Origin of the sequence: Sphingopyxis sp. (assembly GCF_016793825.1) — a bacterium.
Lineage (GTDB): Bacteria > Pseudomonadota > Alphaproteobacteria > Sphingomonadales > Sphingomonadaceae > Sphingopyxis.
This window is the reverse complement of record NZ_JAEULM010000030.1, coordinates 146692-161293: the sequence shown is the minus strand read 5'-3', so window position 1 is coordinate 161293 and position 14602 is coordinate 146692. Positions and strand designations below refer to the sequence as shown.

18 protein-coding genes and 1 tRNA gene are annotated in these 14602 nt (G+C 62.9%); 5 read left to right on the top strand and 14 right to left on the bottom strand.

Going from position 1 to position 14602, the window contains the following annotated elements:
* Positions 1-24: 24 nt before the first annotated feature.
* The 5 genes from JNM03_RS09495 to JNM03_RS09475 all read right to left on the bottom strand — a co-directional run bounded on the left by JNM03_RS09495 (position 25) and on the right by JNM03_RS09475 (position 3926).
* Complete coding sequence (locus tag JNM03_RS09495; RefSeq protein ID WP_294036208.1) at positions 25-855, bottom strand: DUF4198 domain-containing protein; 831 nt, start codon at positions 853-855, stop codon at positions 25-27.
* 20 nt (positions 856-875) lie between these two features.
* A complete protein-coding gene (locus JNM03_RS09490; protein WP_294036207.1) occupies positions 876-1403 on the bottom strand; it encodes a DUF2271 domain-containing protein in 528 nt (175 codons plus the stop codon).
* 11 nt (positions 1404-1414) lie between these two features.
* Positions 1415-2056, bottom strand: coding sequence for a PepSY-associated TM helix domain-containing protein (locus JNM03_RS09485; protein ID WP_294036206.1), 642 nt, complete (start codon positions 2054-2056; stop codon positions 1415-1417).
* A 122-nt stretch (positions 2057-2178) separates the two neighbouring features.
* A complete protein-coding gene (locus tag JNM03_RS09480; protein WP_294036205.1) occupies positions 2179-3480 on the bottom strand; it encodes an Hsp70 family protein in 1302 nt (433 codons plus the stop codon).
* 353 nt (positions 3481-3833) lie between these two features.
* Positions 3834-3926: transfer RNA gene (locus JNM03_RS09475), tRNA-Ser, on the bottom strand.
* Between the two features lie 240 nt (positions 3927-4166).
* Between JNM03_RS09475 and JNM03_RS09470 the strand changes: the two genes are divergently transcribed.
* Positions 4167-4934: a DUF1134 domain-containing protein gene (locus JNM03_RS09470; protein WP_294036204.1), complete on the top strand. Its 768-nt coding sequence runs from the start codon at positions 4167-4169 to the stop codon at positions 4932-4934.
* Positions 4935-5000: 66 nt separating this feature from the next.
* On the opposite strand, the gene JNM03_RS09465 is transcribed toward JNM03_RS09470, so the two are convergent.
* From JNM03_RS09465 to petA, 5 genes are read right to left on the bottom strand one after another with little or no spacing between them, the layout of a single operon-like run.
* Positions 5001-5573 (bottom strand): nucleotidyltransferase family protein, encoded by a 573-nt coding sequence (locus JNM03_RS09465; protein ID WP_294036203.1) that lies wholly within the window; start codon positions 5571-5573, stop codon positions 5001-5003.
* Positions 5563-6117, bottom strand: a complete 555-nt coding sequence (locus JNM03_RS09460) for an adenine phosphoribosyltransferase (protein WP_294036202.1) — start codon at positions 6115-6117, stop codon at positions 5563-5565. The genes JNM03_RS09465 and JNM03_RS09460 overlap by 11 nt, the downstream gene beginning before the upstream one ends.
* A 26-nt stretch (positions 6118-6143) precedes the next feature.
* On the bottom strand, positions 6144-6953 hold the full coding sequence (locus tag JNM03_RS09455) for a cytochrome c1 (RefSeq protein WP_294036201.1): 810 nt from the start codon (positions 6951-6953) through the stop codon (positions 6144-6146).
* A gap of 31 nt (positions 6954-6984) precedes the next feature.
* Positions 6985-8265: a cytochrome b/b6 gene (locus tag JNM03_RS09450; protein WP_294036200.1), complete on the bottom strand. Its 1281-nt coding sequence runs from the start codon at positions 8263-8265 to the stop codon at positions 6985-6987.
* A gap of 13 nt (positions 8266-8278) precedes the next feature.
* Positions 8279-8836: a ubiquinol-cytochrome c reductase iron-sulfur subunit gene (gene petA, locus JNM03_RS09445; RefSeq protein ID WP_237837440.1), complete on the bottom strand. Its 558-nt coding sequence runs from the start codon at positions 8834-8836 to the stop codon at positions 8279-8281.
* Between the two features lie 225 nt (positions 8837-9061).
* On the opposite strand from petA, the gene JNM03_RS09440 reads away from it, so the two are divergent.
* Together JNM03_RS09440 and hemF are read left to right on the top strand one after the other, a co-directional pair.
* A complete protein-coding gene (locus tag JNM03_RS09440; protein WP_294036199.1) occupies positions 9062-9520 on the top strand; it encodes a tRNA (cytidine(34)-2'-O)-methyltransferase in 459 nt (152 codons plus the stop codon).
* On the top strand, positions 9517-10377 hold the full coding sequence (gene hemF / locus JNM03_RS09435; RefSeq protein WP_294036198.1) for an oxygen-dependent coproporphyrinogen oxidase: 861 nt from the start codon (positions 9517-9519) through the stop codon (positions 10375-10377). The genes JNM03_RS09440 and hemF overlap by 4 nt, the downstream gene beginning before the upstream one ends.
* A 54-nt stretch (positions 10378-10431) precedes the next feature.
* On the opposite strand, the gene JNM03_RS09430 is transcribed toward hemF, so the two are convergent.
* Together JNM03_RS09430 and JNM03_RS09425 are read right to left on the bottom strand one after the other, a co-directional pair.
* A complete protein-coding gene (locus tag JNM03_RS09430; RefSeq protein ID WP_294036197.1) occupies positions 10432-11307 on the bottom strand; it encodes a hypothetical protein in 876 nt (291 codons plus the stop codon).
* A gap of 87 nt (positions 11308-11394) precedes the next feature.
* A complete protein-coding gene (locus tag JNM03_RS09425) occupies positions 11395-12138 on the bottom strand; it encodes a hypothetical protein (RefSeq protein ID WP_294036196.1) in 744 nt (247 codons plus the stop codon).
* Positions 12139-12269: 131 nt separating this feature from the next.
* On the opposite strand from JNM03_RS09425, the gene lipB reads away from it, so the two are divergent.
* Together lipB and JNM03_RS09415 are read left to right on the top strand one after the other, a co-directional pair.
* Positions 12270-12923, top strand: coding sequence for a lipoyl(octanoyl) transferase LipB (gene lipB, locus JNM03_RS09420; RefSeq protein WP_294036195.1), 654 nt, complete (start codon positions 12270-12272; stop codon positions 12921-12923).
* A 10-nt stretch (positions 12924-12933) separates the two neighbouring features.
* Complete coding sequence (locus tag JNM03_RS09415; RefSeq protein WP_294036194.1) at positions 12934-13272, top strand: hypothetical protein; 339 nt, start codon at positions 12934-12936, stop codon at positions 13270-13272.
* A 10-nt stretch (positions 13273-13282) separates the two neighbouring features.
* Here JNM03_RS09415 and queE read toward each other — a convergent pair whose 3' ends face one another.
* Together queE and queC are read right to left on the bottom strand one after the other, a co-directional pair.
* Positions 13283-13915 (bottom strand): 7-carboxy-7-deazaguanine synthase, encoded by a 633-nt coding sequence (gene queE / locus JNM03_RS09410; RefSeq protein WP_294036193.1) that lies wholly within the window; start codon positions 13913-13915, stop codon positions 13283-13285.
* Positions 13916-13918: 3 nt separating this feature from the next.
* The gene (gene queC / locus JNM03_RS09405; RefSeq protein WP_294036192.1) at positions 13919-14602 is read right to left on the bottom strand and encodes a 7-cyano-7-deazaguanine synthase QueC; all 684 of its coding nucleotides are present in this window, start codon (positions 14600-14602) and stop codon (positions 13919-13921) included.

Genomic DNA, 14602 nt, shown 5'->3' with positions numbered 1-14602 from the left:
CACGCGGAATCAGAACCCGGTCGTTCAGGGTGCCAGCACCTCAAGCGTCGTGACATAGCTCGCGCGGCGCGCGATCGGCGGCGGCGTCCCTTCCGCGCCCTCGCCGGCCTGCGGCGTCGTGACGTTCAGCCAGTACATGCCGGCTTCGGGCCAGGTCACCGACACCTTGCCGTCGGCACCGGTCTTGAGATCGATCTGGCCAAGCTGGTCGCGATACCGGATTCCGCCGGGAATGACTGTCACCGGCAAATCCGCCGCGGGCTTTCCGTCCAGCAGGAACTGGAATGTCGCCGCCTCTCCGGCGATCAGGTCATTCGGATGGGTCACGGGAACCAGCTCGATGCCCTTGCCCGTCGGCTTGAACAATGTTGTCGTCGGCTCGCCGACGGTCACGAAAATCTCGTTGCGATTGTTGGCTTCAGCGGTCTTCACGTTGGTCGCGCCCGCAGGAACCCTCTCGGCGAGATTGTCGGCGGTCGTCCCGCGCGGCAGACGCTCGGTCTTGCCATTGAGGTCATAGCTGCCCATCAGCATGTCGGCGACCGACGCGATGCGATAGGTCCCCTTCTGCGTCAGGTGAACGTCGAACGTGCTGCGATAGCGCCCCGTGGACTTGTTCTCGATCGCCACTTCGGTGCCGTCGGGCGCCCACGCCTTGACCGCGTCGAGCCGCAGCGGCTGATGTTCGAAATAGAACAGGTCGTTCGAAACCGCGGCGTCGACCGTTACCCAGACATCATCGCCCGAAAGCACCGTGGACGACGGCATCATCCACTGCCGATGTGCACTCGCCGGAACAACGGCCATTGCCGCCAACGCGACCGTCGCGGCCAGTCGGAGAATCTGCTTCTTCATTTGCCTGTCCTTTCGAAAGATCAACGGAAAGCGACCGAGACGGCGCCCAATTCGGCTTTGCCCGCGGCGCGGCCGCCGGCACCGGCTTTCGCCGGCCAAGTGAACGGAATGCGGAGAAGTTCGCGGCCGCCAACCTCGCGCGCCGCTTCGATAACAAGTGTATATTCGCCGGCAGCGGTCGCGCCGAGCTGCGCCCGGGTGAACGATATTTTCTGCGCGCCGGGCGCGCGCGTCGCGCCCGTGATGCCATTCGCGGGGAAGGTCATCGTGCGGCCCGAGGCACGCCACCACTGACGCACGTCGCGCAGCCACTTGTTGCCCTCGTTGTTCTTCATGTCATGGTCGTACCAGACCGCGACAGTCTTGGCGGGCGCGCCGGCCTTTTCGACCCAGATCGCCACATAAGGGCGGTGATATTCGGCGACCTTCAGTTGCGGGATCGTGATCGTGACGTCCATCGTGGCCGGTGCCGCCGCCGCGACGACCGGCGCCGTCAACGCCGCCGCCAATGTTCCGCCAATCAGGATCGTTCGCGATGGGGACTGCATGAAAGCTCTCCTTAGTGGATGAAAATGATCGCGACGGCCGCCGGAAGGACAAGGCCCGCGCCAACGAGCGGCCACGTGCTCTTGCGCTTTGCCGAATGCAGCCACAGCAGGAAAAGGCCCGTGATCGCGAAGACCATGCACGCAAAGGCGAAGATATCGATGAACAGGCTCCATTCCTGCCCCGAATTGCGGCCCTTGTGGAGATCGTTGAGATAGGAGATCCACCCACGGTCGGTGACTTCGCTTGTCACCTCGCCCGTTGCGCGATCGATCGCGACCCAGGCATCTCCGCCCGGGCGCGGCGCCGGCAGATACACTTCATCGGCGGACCATTCGGCCTCACCCGACGCCTTGACCGGAAAATGACCTTCGACCCACGTCGCGACGGGTTTGGGCAGCGCACCCTTCCCGCCCGCGGGATCGGCGCCGAGTTGTCCGAGAATCGTCGGCGGCATTTGCACCGCTTTCTCGGTCACGACGGGCGAGCCTTCGATATCGGCGGCGTGATTGAGCGTGAAGCCGGTGATCGCGAACAGGACGAGCCCGATCAGGCTGATCGCCGAACTCATCCAATGCCACATATGCAGCTGCTTCAGCCAGAAGGCCTTGCGGCTCTTCTTGCTCGCCGGTCGCTGATTTTGGGGTGCATGCATTGGGAGGAGTCTGCCTGAAGGAAGCTCGCCATTATCGAGAACGATTCGCAATTACAATAATTATTGTAGCCTTTTTCGCCTTTTCCCGACGGGCTAATCCTTCTCTTGATCCGCCATAGCGATCAGCTTGCCCACTCGCCGGGATTTTCCTCCTCACCGATCAGGGCAAGACCGTGCGCGATCGATGTCAGTTCATCGCCAGTGGCGATCCGTTCGGAACCGAAACGGCGGTCGAAGACGGCGCGGATCGCCGGGATCAACGACGACCCTCCGGTCAGGAAGACGCGGTCGATACCGCGAGCCTCCACCCCCGCCTTTTCCAGCGCCCGGTCCATTGCGGCCTCGATACGGCCAAGATCTTCCGATATCCAATGTTCGAAATCGCGGCGCAGGACGTCCGCCCGGATTTCCACACCCCCGCCGCTGAACGAAAATTGGGCCGCATCGCTGTTCGAAAGCGCCCGTTTCAGCCGACCAACGGCGTCATAGAGTGGAAAACCCTGCTCATGCTCGATCAGCGCGATCATCCGCCCGATGAGTTCGGGTCGCTCCGCGTCCCGCTGCAATCGCCGAAGCTCGTCGAGCGTTCGACGGTTCCGCATCAGCGCGAGGCGAGACCAGTTTCCAAAATCGGCGAAATAGCCGCCCGGAATTTCGAGGATCTTTTCGAACGAGCGATAATGGCTACCCTTGCCCAGCAACGGCAGGACAAGCCGGTCGACGATGCGATAGTCGAACTGGTCGCCGGCAATCGCAATTCCCGCCGACGCGAGCGGGATGCAGCGCCGCACTGCGCCCGGCTCGGCGATGCGAACAACCGAGAAGTCGGTCGTCCCGCCCCCGAAGTCCGCAACGAGGATCGTCGCGGGCCGCGACAGCCGCGAGGCATAACTATGGGCCGCACCCAACGGTTCGAAGACATAATGAAGCTCGGCACCAAACGCCTGGAGCATAAGGTCATAGCGTTGGCGCGCCAGCACGGGGTCGGCGCGGGCGCCCGCATACTCGACCGGCCTGCCGACGATGATCCGGCGCGGTCTTTCGTCCAGACGCCCGCCAGCGTGAACCACGAGCTTCTGCAGGAAAAGCCGGCCAAGATCCTCGAATCGAAAGATCCTGTTGAAGATCATCGCGCGCTCGAACAGCGGGCTCGCCGCGACGCTCTTGAACGATTGGACAAACCGGCTGTCGAGCGGCGACTGGAGATACTCCTCGATCGCCCACGGACCCGCCTCATGCGCGATGCCCTGCCAGGCCCGCTCCTCCTCCCAGAAACACAGCGCCGACCGGAACACCGAACTGTGCGGGTCCTCGCTGCCGAATTCGACAAGCTCGGTCGCGCCCGCACCGTCCGCCAGCGCAACCACGGTGTTGGTCGTACCGAAATCCAGCCCAAGGGCGCCACCTGTCGACTTGCTTTGCATCGTCCATCCTTTGTTGCCCGGTCGTTCAGCGCCGGCGCGGCACGACCGCTGCAACGATGGGCGACAGGTTGCGGCTGCGTGCCTCACAGCGGCAAACGGCCATCAGGTCAACGGAAACACGAACTTTCACAGCTCCAACAGAGCAGCGCGATCGATGGGGAACCGCGAGTCCGAGGCGCGCCCGAAATATGTGTGGCAATCGGAGCCCGGATCCTCCGGCAGGAGGCTTCGCCAATGTCGGCAACACGCCCCGCAGGCAACGCCAAAAGCTCCCTGATCGCTCAGCGGGCAATCGCGCCGATGCGAAGCAGTTCGCCGCGTTTCAGCCTGAAGTTAACACGGCCGAAGAGAAGTGGCGGAGACGGAGGGATTCGAACCCTCGGTACCGGATTTACCAGTACGACGGTTTAGCAAACCGTTGGTTTCAGCCACTCACCCACGTCTCCGCATGGTCTACCGCGCTAGCGGCAGGCTGGCCTTAGGCGGGTCGCTATAGCCATGCGTTTCGCGCCCCGCAACGCCAAACATTGCCCTATTTTGACGTTCCACGTCACGGCTCGCGGCAAAATCGATTCGGTCTGGCGCAAAATCGACTCAAGTCATCGCCCATTCATTGCTCGCGATTCACTGTACGAGTCATGGTAAACTCGCGTGGCGCACCATGCGCCAACCGATTTGGGGGAAATATGCGTAAGACGCTCACCTATCTTGCCGCCACCGCCGTTACATCCATGGGGCTGATGCTCTCGCCCGTCGCGGTAAACGCACAGATGACCTCGGTGGATCCGAACACGGCTATCGATTCCGACCTCGACAATCCGCGCCCCGCACCCCCAGCCGCATCGCCAGCCGCAAGCGACCCGTCACTCGACAGCGACCTCGCCACCGGCGACCAGCAATATTCGGCGACTCCGGACGCCGGCACGACCACGAGCACGACCGATACGGTGGTCAACACTGCGCCGCCGGGAACGACCTACAAGAAGGACGACCTGATCGGCGCGGCCGAGGGCGTTTTCGGCAAGGGGGCGCAGGGTCTTGCGGGTCTGATAGAAGACATCCTCAAGAAGCAGGGCGAGCCCAATGCCTATATCGTCGGCCGCGAGGCTGGCGGCGCGCTTGTTCTCGGCGTCCGCTATGGCTCGGGAACCCTGTTCCATAAAGTGGAGGGCGAGATGCCGGCGTACTGGACGGGCCCCTCGGTCGGTTTCGACGCGGGCGCCAATGCGGGCAACACCTTCGTCCTCGTCTACAACCTGTTCGACACCAACGACCTCTATAAACGCTATCCTGCGGGCGAAGGCGCCGCCTATCTGATCGGCGGCTTCAACGCCTCCTATCTTCGTCGCGGCGATGTCGTCCTCATCCCGATCCGCGTCGGCGTCGGCGCGCGGCTCGGCGCGAATGTCGGCTATATGAAGTTCCGCAAAAAGCAGAACTGGGTGCCATTCTAAGACCCGGCGCGCATAAAAAGGGCGATCGGCTCGCGTCTTCGGACGCGGGCCTTTTCTTTGCCGCCGTCAGGGCTGAGCGATCGTCAGCATCGGGTAGCGTTCGAGCCAGCGTTTCGACGAGAGCCTTTGCCGGAAAATCGGATCTGCTCTTCCTGCGAAGGAAAGCGTCGGCCGCAATCGCATGGCAAACAGATCGTCGAGGCCTAGAGGCGCGCTGATTTCGACGCCCCCCGCAACCAGCCTCGCCGCGACCGCAGTCGCCGTTTCGGGCCAGTGCGTCATCGCATCGGCCACAGAAACATAGGGCGCATCGCCATTGCGTACATGCATCCGCGCCTGGTTCTTTACCGACCAGTCGAAGCACGGCAGCACTGCTCCCAGCTCCTCTTCGAAGGCCCGATCGACAGCTTCATCCGCCGCTTTGGGATCGAACCACAACACATCCGTGTCGCCTGCCGGAGGAGCGCCCGAACGACCGTGCAGATGATCCCAAACGGCGTCGCGCACAAATCCGGCGCCGATCCATCCATCGGGAAGCGCCAGATCGGCGACGGCCGATAGGGCCGCCATGCGGTGTTCGTCGGCCTCGAGGAGCGCGCGCACCATGGCGTTCGCCCGGTCCTCGCTATCAATCGCCATCGAACGCGATCAGCGTCTCGCAAGCAATCCCTGATGCCCCCAGTCGCTGCGCGCCGCCCAGATCAGGCAGGTCGATGACAAACATCGCCGCCGCGACTTCGACTCCGACACTGCGCATCAGCGCTGCCGTCGCGAGGATCGTGCCGCCTGTTGCCAGCAGGTCGTCGACCAATACGACGCGGTGCCCCGGCAAAACCGCACCCTCGTGCAGTTCGAGCCGGTCGACGCCATATTCGAGTTCATAATCCACGCCGATGGTGACGCCCGGCAGCTTTCCCGCCTTGCGCACAGGGACGACCCCCAGCCCCATGGCCGTCGCCATCGCAGCACCGAACAGGAACCCGCGCGCTTCGACTGCAACGATGTAGTCGGGACGATGGGCCGCGGCGCGCGCGCTCAGGCGGCGGACGCTCTCGGCAAAGCCGACTGCGTCGCCGATCAACGTCGTAATGTCGCGGAACTGAACACCGGGCTTGGGAAAGTCCGGGATGGTGCGGACGAGCGACGCAAGGTCGAGGTCCGGCTGAGGCGGGAGGGCGATCATCGTCGTGGTCGCCCTCCCTTATGACCTCAATGCTTCTTGTCGGCCCAGATGTTGCGGTACGACATATAGGTCAGGCCGGTGAAGATGAGCAGGAAGATGAGGGCTGCCCAGCCCACCTGGACGCGCTTCACCAGCTTGGGTTCGGCAGTCCAGACCAGGAACGCGCTGACATCCTTGGCCATCGCCTCGACCGTATTCGGCGAACCGTCGGCGAACGTCACCTGACCCTTGGTCAGCGGCGGCGCCATCGCGAGGTTCAGGTTCGCGAAATAGGGGTTGAAGTGGAGGCCGGTGCCCGGACGCAATTCCTTCGGCAGGTTCGCCGGCGGATTCTGGAAACCGGTCAGCAGCGAATAGACATAGTCCTTGCCGCCTTCGCGCGCCTTGGTGATCAACGACAGGTCAGGCGGCAACGCATTGTTGTTCGCTGCACGCGCCGCAACTTCGTTGGCATAGGGGCCGGGGAAGTAATCCGACGGCAGGCCGTCGCGCGTCGCCGGTTCGCCCGTGTCGGGGTTGACCGACGGCACCTGGAAGCCCTTCGCGAAGGTCTTCACCTGACCTTCGGTATAGCCGAGATCCCCGATATCGCGGAACGCGACGAGGTGCAGGCTATGACAGGCCGAGCAGACTTCCTTGTACACCTGAAGACCGCGCTGCAACTGGGCCTTGTCCCAGTGCGGCATCAAGCCATCGCTGGCCAGCTTCAGATGCTTCGGATGTTTGTGGAACTCGTGCGAAGCATTGGGCTCATTGGTGAGCGGCGTCGTGAGGATCGCGAACACCAGCGCGGCAATGAAACCCAGGCCGACGAGGAAACCGAGCGGACGAACCATGGCTTTATCAGCTCCTATTAAAGTCCGGCGCTCAGGCCGTGGCTGCCGACGGGGCGTCGGCATGCTTTGCGAGGACCGCCTCGGTGATCGAATTCGGCATCGGCAACGGCCGCTCGATCCGCGAGATGATCGGCAGGATGATCAGGAAGTGCGCGAAATAATAAGCCGCACCAAGCTGGCTGAGCAGAACATAAGGCTGCTCGGCCGGGCTCTTTCCGCACCAGCCCAGAATGAACACGTCCGCAACCAGGACCCAGAAGAAAATCCGGTTGAGCGGGCGATAGTTGGATGACTTCACCGGCGAGCTGTCAAGCCAGGGCAGGAAGAACAGCAGCGCGATCGCCGCGAACATGGCGAGCACGCCCCACAGCTTCGCATCGATCCACAGGAAGTTGAAGGTGAAGGCGCGCAGGATCGCGTAGAACGGCCAGAAATACCATTCGGGCACGATGTGCGCCGGCGTCGAAAGCGGGTTCGCCGCGATATAGTTGTCGGCGTGGCCGAGCAGGTTCGGGCTGAAGAAGGTCAGCGTAACGAACAGCAGCAGGAAGACGCCGACGCCGAAGCCGTCCTTCGCGGTGTAATAGGGGTGGAACGGGACGGTGTCCTGTTCGTCCTTCACCTCGATGCCGGTCGGGTTCGACGAACCCGGGATATGCAGCGCCCAGATGTGCAGGATGATGACGCCCGCGATGACGAACGGCAGCAGGTAATGCAGCGAGAAGAAGCGGTTCAGCGCGGCATTATCCGGCGCAAAGCCGCCAAGCAGCCAGACGCGGATCGGGTCACCGACGGCTGGAATGGCCGAGAAGAAGCCCGTGATCACCTGCGCGCCCCAGAAGCTCATCTGCCCCCACGGAAGAACATATCCCATGAAGGCAGTCGCCATCATGAGGAGGAAAATCACCACGCCGAGCAGCCACACCATCTCGCGCGGCGCCTTGTACGAACCGTAGTAAAGGCCGCGGAAAATATGCAGATAGACGACGATGAAGAACATGCTCGCGCCGTTCATGTGCGCGTAGCGGATGAACCAGCCGGCATTCACGTCGCGCATGATATGCTCGACCGAGTTGAAGGCGACACCCGCATTGGCGGCATAATGCATCGCCAATACGATACCGGTGACGATCTGGATCACCAGCGCGACGCCCGCGAGGACGCCGAAGTTCCAGAAATAATTGAGGTTGCGCGGAACCGGATAGCCGGCACCGATCGCGTTGTAGACGAGGCGCGGAAGCGGCAGCTTCTCGTCCAGCCACTTCATCAGCGGCTGCTGCGGTTCGTAGTTCTTGGCCCAGGGAAAGCTCATCTTATCTCGCTCCTCAGCCGATCGTCACGACAGTGTCGCTGTTGAATTCATAGGGGGGCACGACCAGATTCTTGGGTGCCGGGCCCTTACGGATACGCGCCGCAGTGTCGTAGTGCGAACCGTGACACGGGCAGAAATAACCGCCGAAGTCACCGCGATTTTCACCCTCGGCCGCGCCAAGCGGCACACAGCCAAGGTGGGTGCAGACACCAAGCGTGATCAGCCAGTTTTCCTTGCCGGGCTTGGTGCGCTCGTCGATCGTCTGCGGGTCGCGAAGGTCGCTCAGGGGAACCTTCTTCGCGGCGGCGATTTCGGCCGGCACGAGGTTGCGGACGAAAACCGGCTGCTTGCGCCAGCTGGTCTTGATCGCCTGCCCCGGCTGGATCGCCGAAATGTCGATTTCGGTGGTCGATTGCGCGAGCACGTCGGCGGAGGGGTTCATCTGGTTGACCAGGGGGAGCACCACCGCGGCCGCACCGACACCTGCAAAACTGACTGCTGCGATGTTGATGAAGTCCCGGCGCCGCACGCCATCTTCGATGCCGGCGGTAGTATCGGTTTCACTGGCCATTCGATTGCCCTTGCATGGGTGAACTGACAAAGTCCCCGAAGAAGGATGGCCCGCCCCTGATGCGCGCGCGCAAAACGGCGCAGCCCGGCGGCCCCTCCGGGAATTGCCGGCCTGATAGCCGGACAGTCCGGCCTTGCCAACAGGCAATTTCCGCTTCGGTCACTTGATCGGGATGCTGCGGCCAAACCTCTCGATTCCCGACGCTTGCCCCTTTATGGCAGCGGCATGGAAATCGCCCTGTTTCAGCCCGACATCGCCGGCAATGTCGGCACCATCCTGCGGACGGCTGCCTGCTTCGGCGTACCGGCGCATATCATCGAACCCTGCGGCTTTCCTTTTGGGAATGCGGCGCTCAAGCGGGCGGGGATGGATTATGCCGTGCGCGCCAACGTGCAAAGGCATGCCGAATGGGGCGCCTTCAGGCAATGGTCGCAGACCGGCGAACGGCGAACCGTGCTGCTCACGACCGCGGGCGCGACTCCCCTTCCCAATTTTACGTTCGATCCGGACGATATTCTCCTCTTCGGGTCGGAAGGTTCCGGCGTGCCGCACCACGTCCACGAAACGGTCTCGGCGCGGGTCGCGATTCCGATGCAATCCGGCTTTCGATCCTTGAATGTCGCGGTGGCGGCTGGCATCGCGCTCGCGGAGGCGCTCCGCCAAACGAAAGGCTATCCCGCATGATCCCGCTCGACACTCAGCAGCAGGCGGCACGCACCTGGTTCGAGTCGCTGCGCGACCGCATCTGCGCCGAATTCGAGGCCATTGAGCGCGAAGCCGGCAGCGACGCGCGCTTCGGCTATACGCCATGGGACCGGGAGGCCGAGGGACTCGCCGTCGGTCAGGGCGGCGGCGGCGTTCGCGGCGTGATGACCGGCGAGGTCTTTGAAAAGGTCGGCGTCAATGTCTCGACCGTCGGCGGGGAATTTGCACCGGACTTCGCGAAGTCGATCCACGGAGCCGGCGAAGACCCGGCCTTCTTCGCAACCGGAATCAGCCTGGTCGCGCATATGGCGAACCCGCATGTTCCGGCGGTGCATATGAACACGCGCTTTCTTGCGACGACAAAACGCTGGTTCGGCGGCGGCGCGGACCTCAACCCGCCGATTCCCTACCGCGAAGATACCGACGCCTTCCATGCGCGTTTCCGTGCCGCATGCGCCCCCTACGGCCCCGACGTCTATGAACGCTACGCCAAATGGGCGGACGAATATTTCTATATTCCGCATCGCGGCGTCCATCGCGGGGTAGGCGGCATATTCTACGACCATCTCGAATGCGGCGACGATGCCGAGTTCGACCGCAGCTTCGGTTTCACCCAGGCGGTGGGTGAGGCCTTTCTGGACATATTCCCGCAGATCGTACGCCGGCGGATGGCGCAGCCCTTCACGGAGGCTGAACGCGACGAGCAATTGATCTGGCGGGGGCGTTATGCCGAATTCAACCTCGTCTACGATCGCGGGACGCTCTTCGGGCTCAAGACCGGCGGCAATATCGATGCGATCCTGATGAGCCTGCCGCCGCTGGCGAAATGGAGCTGATACAAAAAGGGCGCCCCGTCACCGGAGCGCCCTCTTGCAATCGACAGCCGTCGATCAGGCGAAAACGTCTGCGCCCCCGCTCGTTCCGATGCAGCGATAAACCGCTGCGGGCATCGAAACCGACACCAGGATCGTCGGAACATAGATGACCAGCGCGAGAAAGAGCGCGCCGATCATTGCGCCGAATCCCGCATCGGGTGTCATCATCGCACTCGCTACGCTGCCCAGCACCAGCGATACGATGAAGAAGAAGACGAGGAACAATATCCCCATCAGGACATTGAAACCCACGATCGTCCACTGCGACGCGCTCGTCAGCCGCCACGACTCGGCAAAGGCCGAAAAGGGATTCGACGACCGGTTCACCGCCATCAACGGGCCGGCAACCGTCAGGCGACCGAAGAACCACAGGAAGAAGATGATGATCGCGGCATAGATGATGATGCCGAACAGGATGAGTCCTGCCGAGGCTCCACCCGTCGCCAGACTCTCGATCGACATCCCGCTCGCCCCGAACACGGCAAAAGCCAGCAGGCCGACGATCAGCAGGACAATGTACATCATGATGACGGTCGCAATGTAGACGACGAACATCCCGAGCATATAGGCCGCGCCTGCCCCCAGGCCCCAGCCGATATCGCTCGCCGGCTCGCCGCCCACAAGCCCGGTTCGCCAGATCAACAGGCTTGCCGCAAAGACGATGGTCCCGGCAACGAGCCCGAAGAGCATGAACGATCCCAGCGCTCCGAAAGCGGCCGACGGATCGCCTTGCGCCATCATCATCGTCATCATCGCGTTACGCAAAAGCAGCCAGCCGAGCAGGCAGGCCACGACCACCGCGCCGCCAAGCCACATCAGCATCTGCACCCAGTTCGCCTTCAGAAACGCGAAGGTTTCCGAGAAGGCGGCTCCGATACTCATCTTGACCATATCACTTCCCCCGTTGTTGCTTTTACTCCGTTACCGCCGACCCCATTCGCACCTGTTGTTATGCCCCATCGCCTTGACGATCGTTCGTCACGCGAAGACCTCGCCCGCGCCGCGCACGGCGAGCTGCCGGTAAACGGACGCGATCACAGCCGTGTTGAGCAAGCCAAAACCTGCCGATACCGCCGAGTTTATTATGCTGCCAATCAGATAACCGAACGACCCGCGCGCACCGAACACGCTGGTAACGCCGCCGACGATCATCGAAATCACCAGCATGGCAATCACGAACAGGATGACGAAAAGCGCGATCCGCCATCCGTTGCCCCGCGTCAGCTGCCAACTTCCCATCAGCGAGGAAACCGGGTTCTTCAGATTCTGGTCGACCAGCAACGGGTAGACCGCGGCAAACCGACCAACCAGATAGAGCGCCGGAATGATCAGCAGGAGCATCGCGATACCGAACATCACCGACTGGACGACAAAGATCACGATCAGGGTCGGGAGCATGGTGAACGCGAAACCCAACGCCTCGCCCACGCTGGTACCCGACCGGGCAAGCCAGAGGCGGAGAATCGCCACCGAACCCAGCGTCGATGCGACCATGACCGCAAGCAGCCACGGTATCTGCTGACGCATTTCCTCGACAAGCATCGCGCCGAGTTGATCGGGAGTCGCGTTGCCAGCCGGCGCGAGCGGCTCCGGCCCCAGAATGGCCATCGCCATCCCCGGAAGAAACAGGAACAATCCGGCCAGGACGCTCGTCAGCGGCAGGTGCGCCCGCACCAGTGTCACCGCGTCGTCCCAGGCCGCACCCATGTCGAATTTTGCCATTGATACCCCGTGATTTATCTTGTGCCCGATTTCGGATGAAACTGACGGTCTTCGTCCGCAATGTCCAGCCTTCATGCCGACCGCAAATCCCGCCCTTGCTTCCCGCGCAGCAACACGGCAGGAACCGCGCCATGTCCGCCCTTCCCGCACCCGAATGGATCGTATCGCCAGGTCTTGCCGATTATGCCGATGCGCTGATCGACATGGAGGCGCGGGCCGCCGCGATTCATGCAGGCACGGGCAAGGAACGCATCTGGCTACTCGAACATCCGCCCCTTTATACGGCGGGAACCAGTGCGGATCCCGCCGAATTGCTCGACGCGCGATTTCCTGTCTTCGATGCCGGGCGCGGCGGACGCTATACCTATCATGGTCCCGGACAGCGTGTGGGGTATGTCCAGCTTGATCTGGCACGACGCGGACGCGACGTGCGGGCCTATGTGGCCGCTCTCGAAAGCTGGGTCATCGACGCGCTCGCGCTGCTCGGCGTCGAGGCACGGCGGGCCGAGGGACGGATCGGCATCTGGACCGACGACCCGCAGGGGCGCGAAGCGAAGATCGGGGCGATCGGCGTCCGGGTAAAGCGCTGGGTCACGCTACACGGCTTTTCGCTCAACCTGAATCCGGACCTCGCGCACTTCAACGGCATTGTGCCCTGTGGGATCGCCGAGTTTCCGGTCACCAGTCTTGCCGCGCTGAACAATCCCGCCACGTTGGCTGATGTCGATCGGGCGCTGGCGGATGCTAGCGCTGCCTTTCTCGACAAGCTCCGGACGAGCGATTAGGAACGGCGCCATGACGCGGACCATCTTCATCGCCCTGCCCCTTTTCCTGCTCGCTGCCTGCAATAGCGAGCCCGCCGGGAAATCGACCGCCAAGCTCGACGCCGTCGAAGTGCAGCCGGGATCGATCAGCGACTCGATGATCATTCTCGACGACAGCGCCGGCGACGGCACCGCGGTCGATAACAGCATCCCCGATGACGGCACCAAAAAGGCCGACGCGGCGAAACCAACCGATGAAACCGCTGACGAAAATGCTGGCGAGCTCAAGTCGGACAATCCCGAAGCGGTTCCCGCTCCGGGCGGTCAAAAAGCGGTTACGCCCGACGGCACCGCCAAAAAGAGCGACTGACGCGCCGCCCCTAACGCAGCCCAAGGCTCTTGTGCGTCTGAAGCGACAGGCGCCAGCGCGGATCCGCCATCACCAGATCGATGCACGCCTGCACGTTGGCGGCGGCATGCGGATCGTCCAGCGGCTGGATCAGCCGGTGCGTAAAATCCAGCGCGACAAGCTCCTGCACATTGCTACCCGGTTGCGGCCAGACGAGCTTCAATTCGTCGCCGCTCGTCTGCACCAGCTCGCTGCCCGCCTTCGGGCTCACACAGATCCAGTCGATGGCGCGCGGGACAGCGTGCGTACCATTGGTTTCAATCGCGATCGTGAAGCGCTCGGCATGCAGCGCATCGATCAATGCGTCATCGACCTGCAGCATCGGCTCGCCCCCGGTGAGGACGACATAACGATCGTCTGACCCCTCGCCCCAATTCCCCGCAATCGTCTTTGCCAGCGCCGCCGCGTCGGCATATTTTCCGCCAAGCGTGCCGTTGGTGCCGACAAAATCGGTGTCGCAGAATTTGCAGATCGCCTTCGCACGGTCCTGCTCGCGTCCTGTCCAGAGATTGCACCCCGCAAAGCGGCAGAAGACGGCACGGCGGCCGGCTTGCGCACCCTCCCCTTGCAACGTCAGGAAAATCTCTTTGACAGCGTAGGCCATGGATCAGGCGTAGCGCGTCGGATCGGCGAGCCCGGCATCCGCAAAGCCCTTGCTGCGCAGACGGCAGCTATCGCAATAGCCGCAATGCAGTCCGTCCGGGGTCGGGTCATAGCACGACCAGCTCATCCCCGCGTCCATGCCCAGCCGCGATGCCTCTGCCGCGATATCGGCCTTCGTCATGTGCTGCAACGGCGCATGGATGCGGAAATCGACCCCCTTGTCGCCGTCGCGCGTCGCGAGGCGCGCGAGCTTCTCGAAACCCGCGATGAACTCGGGACGGCAGTCGGGATACCCCGAATAGTCGAGGGCGTTGACCCCGATCACGATATCCTGCGCCTGCCGCGCTTCGGCCAGCCCGAGCGTCAGCGACAGGAAGATCAGGTTTCGCGCGGGTACATAGGTGACCGGGACATCGTTCCCCACGCCATCCTTGGGAACGTCGATGTCGGCCGTCAGCGCAGACCCGCCGAACCGGCGAAGATCGAGCGGCAGGACGATATGCTCCGCGGCTCCGGCATAATCGGCGATGCGCGCCGCCGATTCCAGTTCGACGCGGTGGCGCTGGTTATAGTCGATGGTCAGCGCGACAATCCGCGCACCCGCTTCCCGCGCGAGGCCTGCACAGACCATCGAGTCGAGCCCGCCCGACAGGAGGACGATCACCGTTTTTCCGGAAACTTGCTGCAT

Bases quoted from the DNA above. Each gene is read 5' to 3' on its own strand.
- JNM03_RS09450 (WP_294036200.1), bottom strand. From the start codon at position 8,265: ATGAGCTTTCCCTGGGCCAAGAACTACGAACCGCAGCAGCCGCTGATG.
- JNM03_RS09485 (WP_294036206.1), bottom strand. From the start codon at position 2,056: ATGCATGCACCCCAAAATCAGCGACCGGCGAGCAAGAAGAGCCGCAAG.
- queC (WP_294036192.1), bottom strand. From the start codon at position 14,602: ATGCAGCAAGTTTCCGGAAAAACGGTGATCGTCCTCCTGTCGGGCGGG.
- hemF (WP_294036198.1), top strand. From the start codon at position 9,517: ATGATCCCGCTCGACACTCAGCAGCAGGCGGCACGCACCTGGTTCGAG.
- lipB (WP_294036195.1), top strand. From the start codon at position 12,270: ATGTCCGCCCTTCCCGCACCCGAATGGATCGTATCGCCAGGTCTTGCC.
- petA (WP_237837440.1), bottom strand. From the start codon at position 8,836: ATGGCCAGTGAAACCGATACTACCGCCGGCATCGAAGATGGCGTGCGG.
- JNM03_RS09480 (WP_294036205.1), bottom strand. From the start codon at position 3,480: ATGCAAAGCAAGTCGACAGGTGGCGCCCTTGGGCTGGATTTCGGTACG.
- JNM03_RS09460 (WP_294036202.1), bottom strand. From the start codon at position 6,117: ATGATCGCCCTCCCGCCTCAGCCGGACCTCGACCTTGCGTCGCTCGTC.
- JNM03_RS09425 (WP_294036196.1), bottom strand. From the start codon at position 12,138: ATGGCAAAATTCGACATGGGTGCGGCCTGGGACGACGCGGTGACACTG.
- JNM03_RS09455 (WP_294036201.1), bottom strand. From the start codon at position 6,953: ATGGTTCGTCCGCTCGGTTTCCTCGTCGGCCTGGGTTTCATTGCCGCG.
- JNM03_RS09415 (WP_294036194.1), top strand. From the start codon at position 12,934: ATGACGCGGACCATCTTCATCGCCCTGCCCCTTTTCCTGCTCGCTGCC.
- queE (WP_294036193.1), bottom strand. From the start codon at position 13,915: ATGGCCTACGCTGTCAAAGAGATTTTCCTGACGTTGCAAGGGGAGGGT.
- JNM03_RS09440 (WP_294036199.1), top strand. From the start codon at position 9,062: ATGGAAATCGCCCTGTTTCAGCCCGACATCGCCGGCAATGTCGGCACC.
- JNM03_RS09430 (WP_294036197.1), bottom strand. From the start codon at position 11,307: ATGGTCAAGATGAGTATCGGAGCCGCCTTCTCGGAAACCTTCGCGTTT.
- JNM03_RS09470 (WP_294036204.1), top strand. From the start codon at position 4,167: ATGCGTAAGACGCTCACCTATCTTGCCGCCACCGCCGTTACATCCATG.
- JNM03_RS09490 (WP_294036207.1), bottom strand. From the start codon at position 1,403: ATGCAGTCCCCATCGCGAACGATCCTGATTGGCGGAACATTGGCGGCG.
- JNM03_RS09495 (WP_294036208.1), bottom strand. From the start codon at position 855: ATGAAGAAGCAGATTCTCCGACTGGCCGCGACGGTCGCGTTGGCGGCA.
- JNM03_RS09465 (WP_294036203.1), bottom strand. From the start codon at position 5,573: ATGGCGATTGATAGCGAGGACCGGGCGAACGCCATGGTGCGCGCGCTC.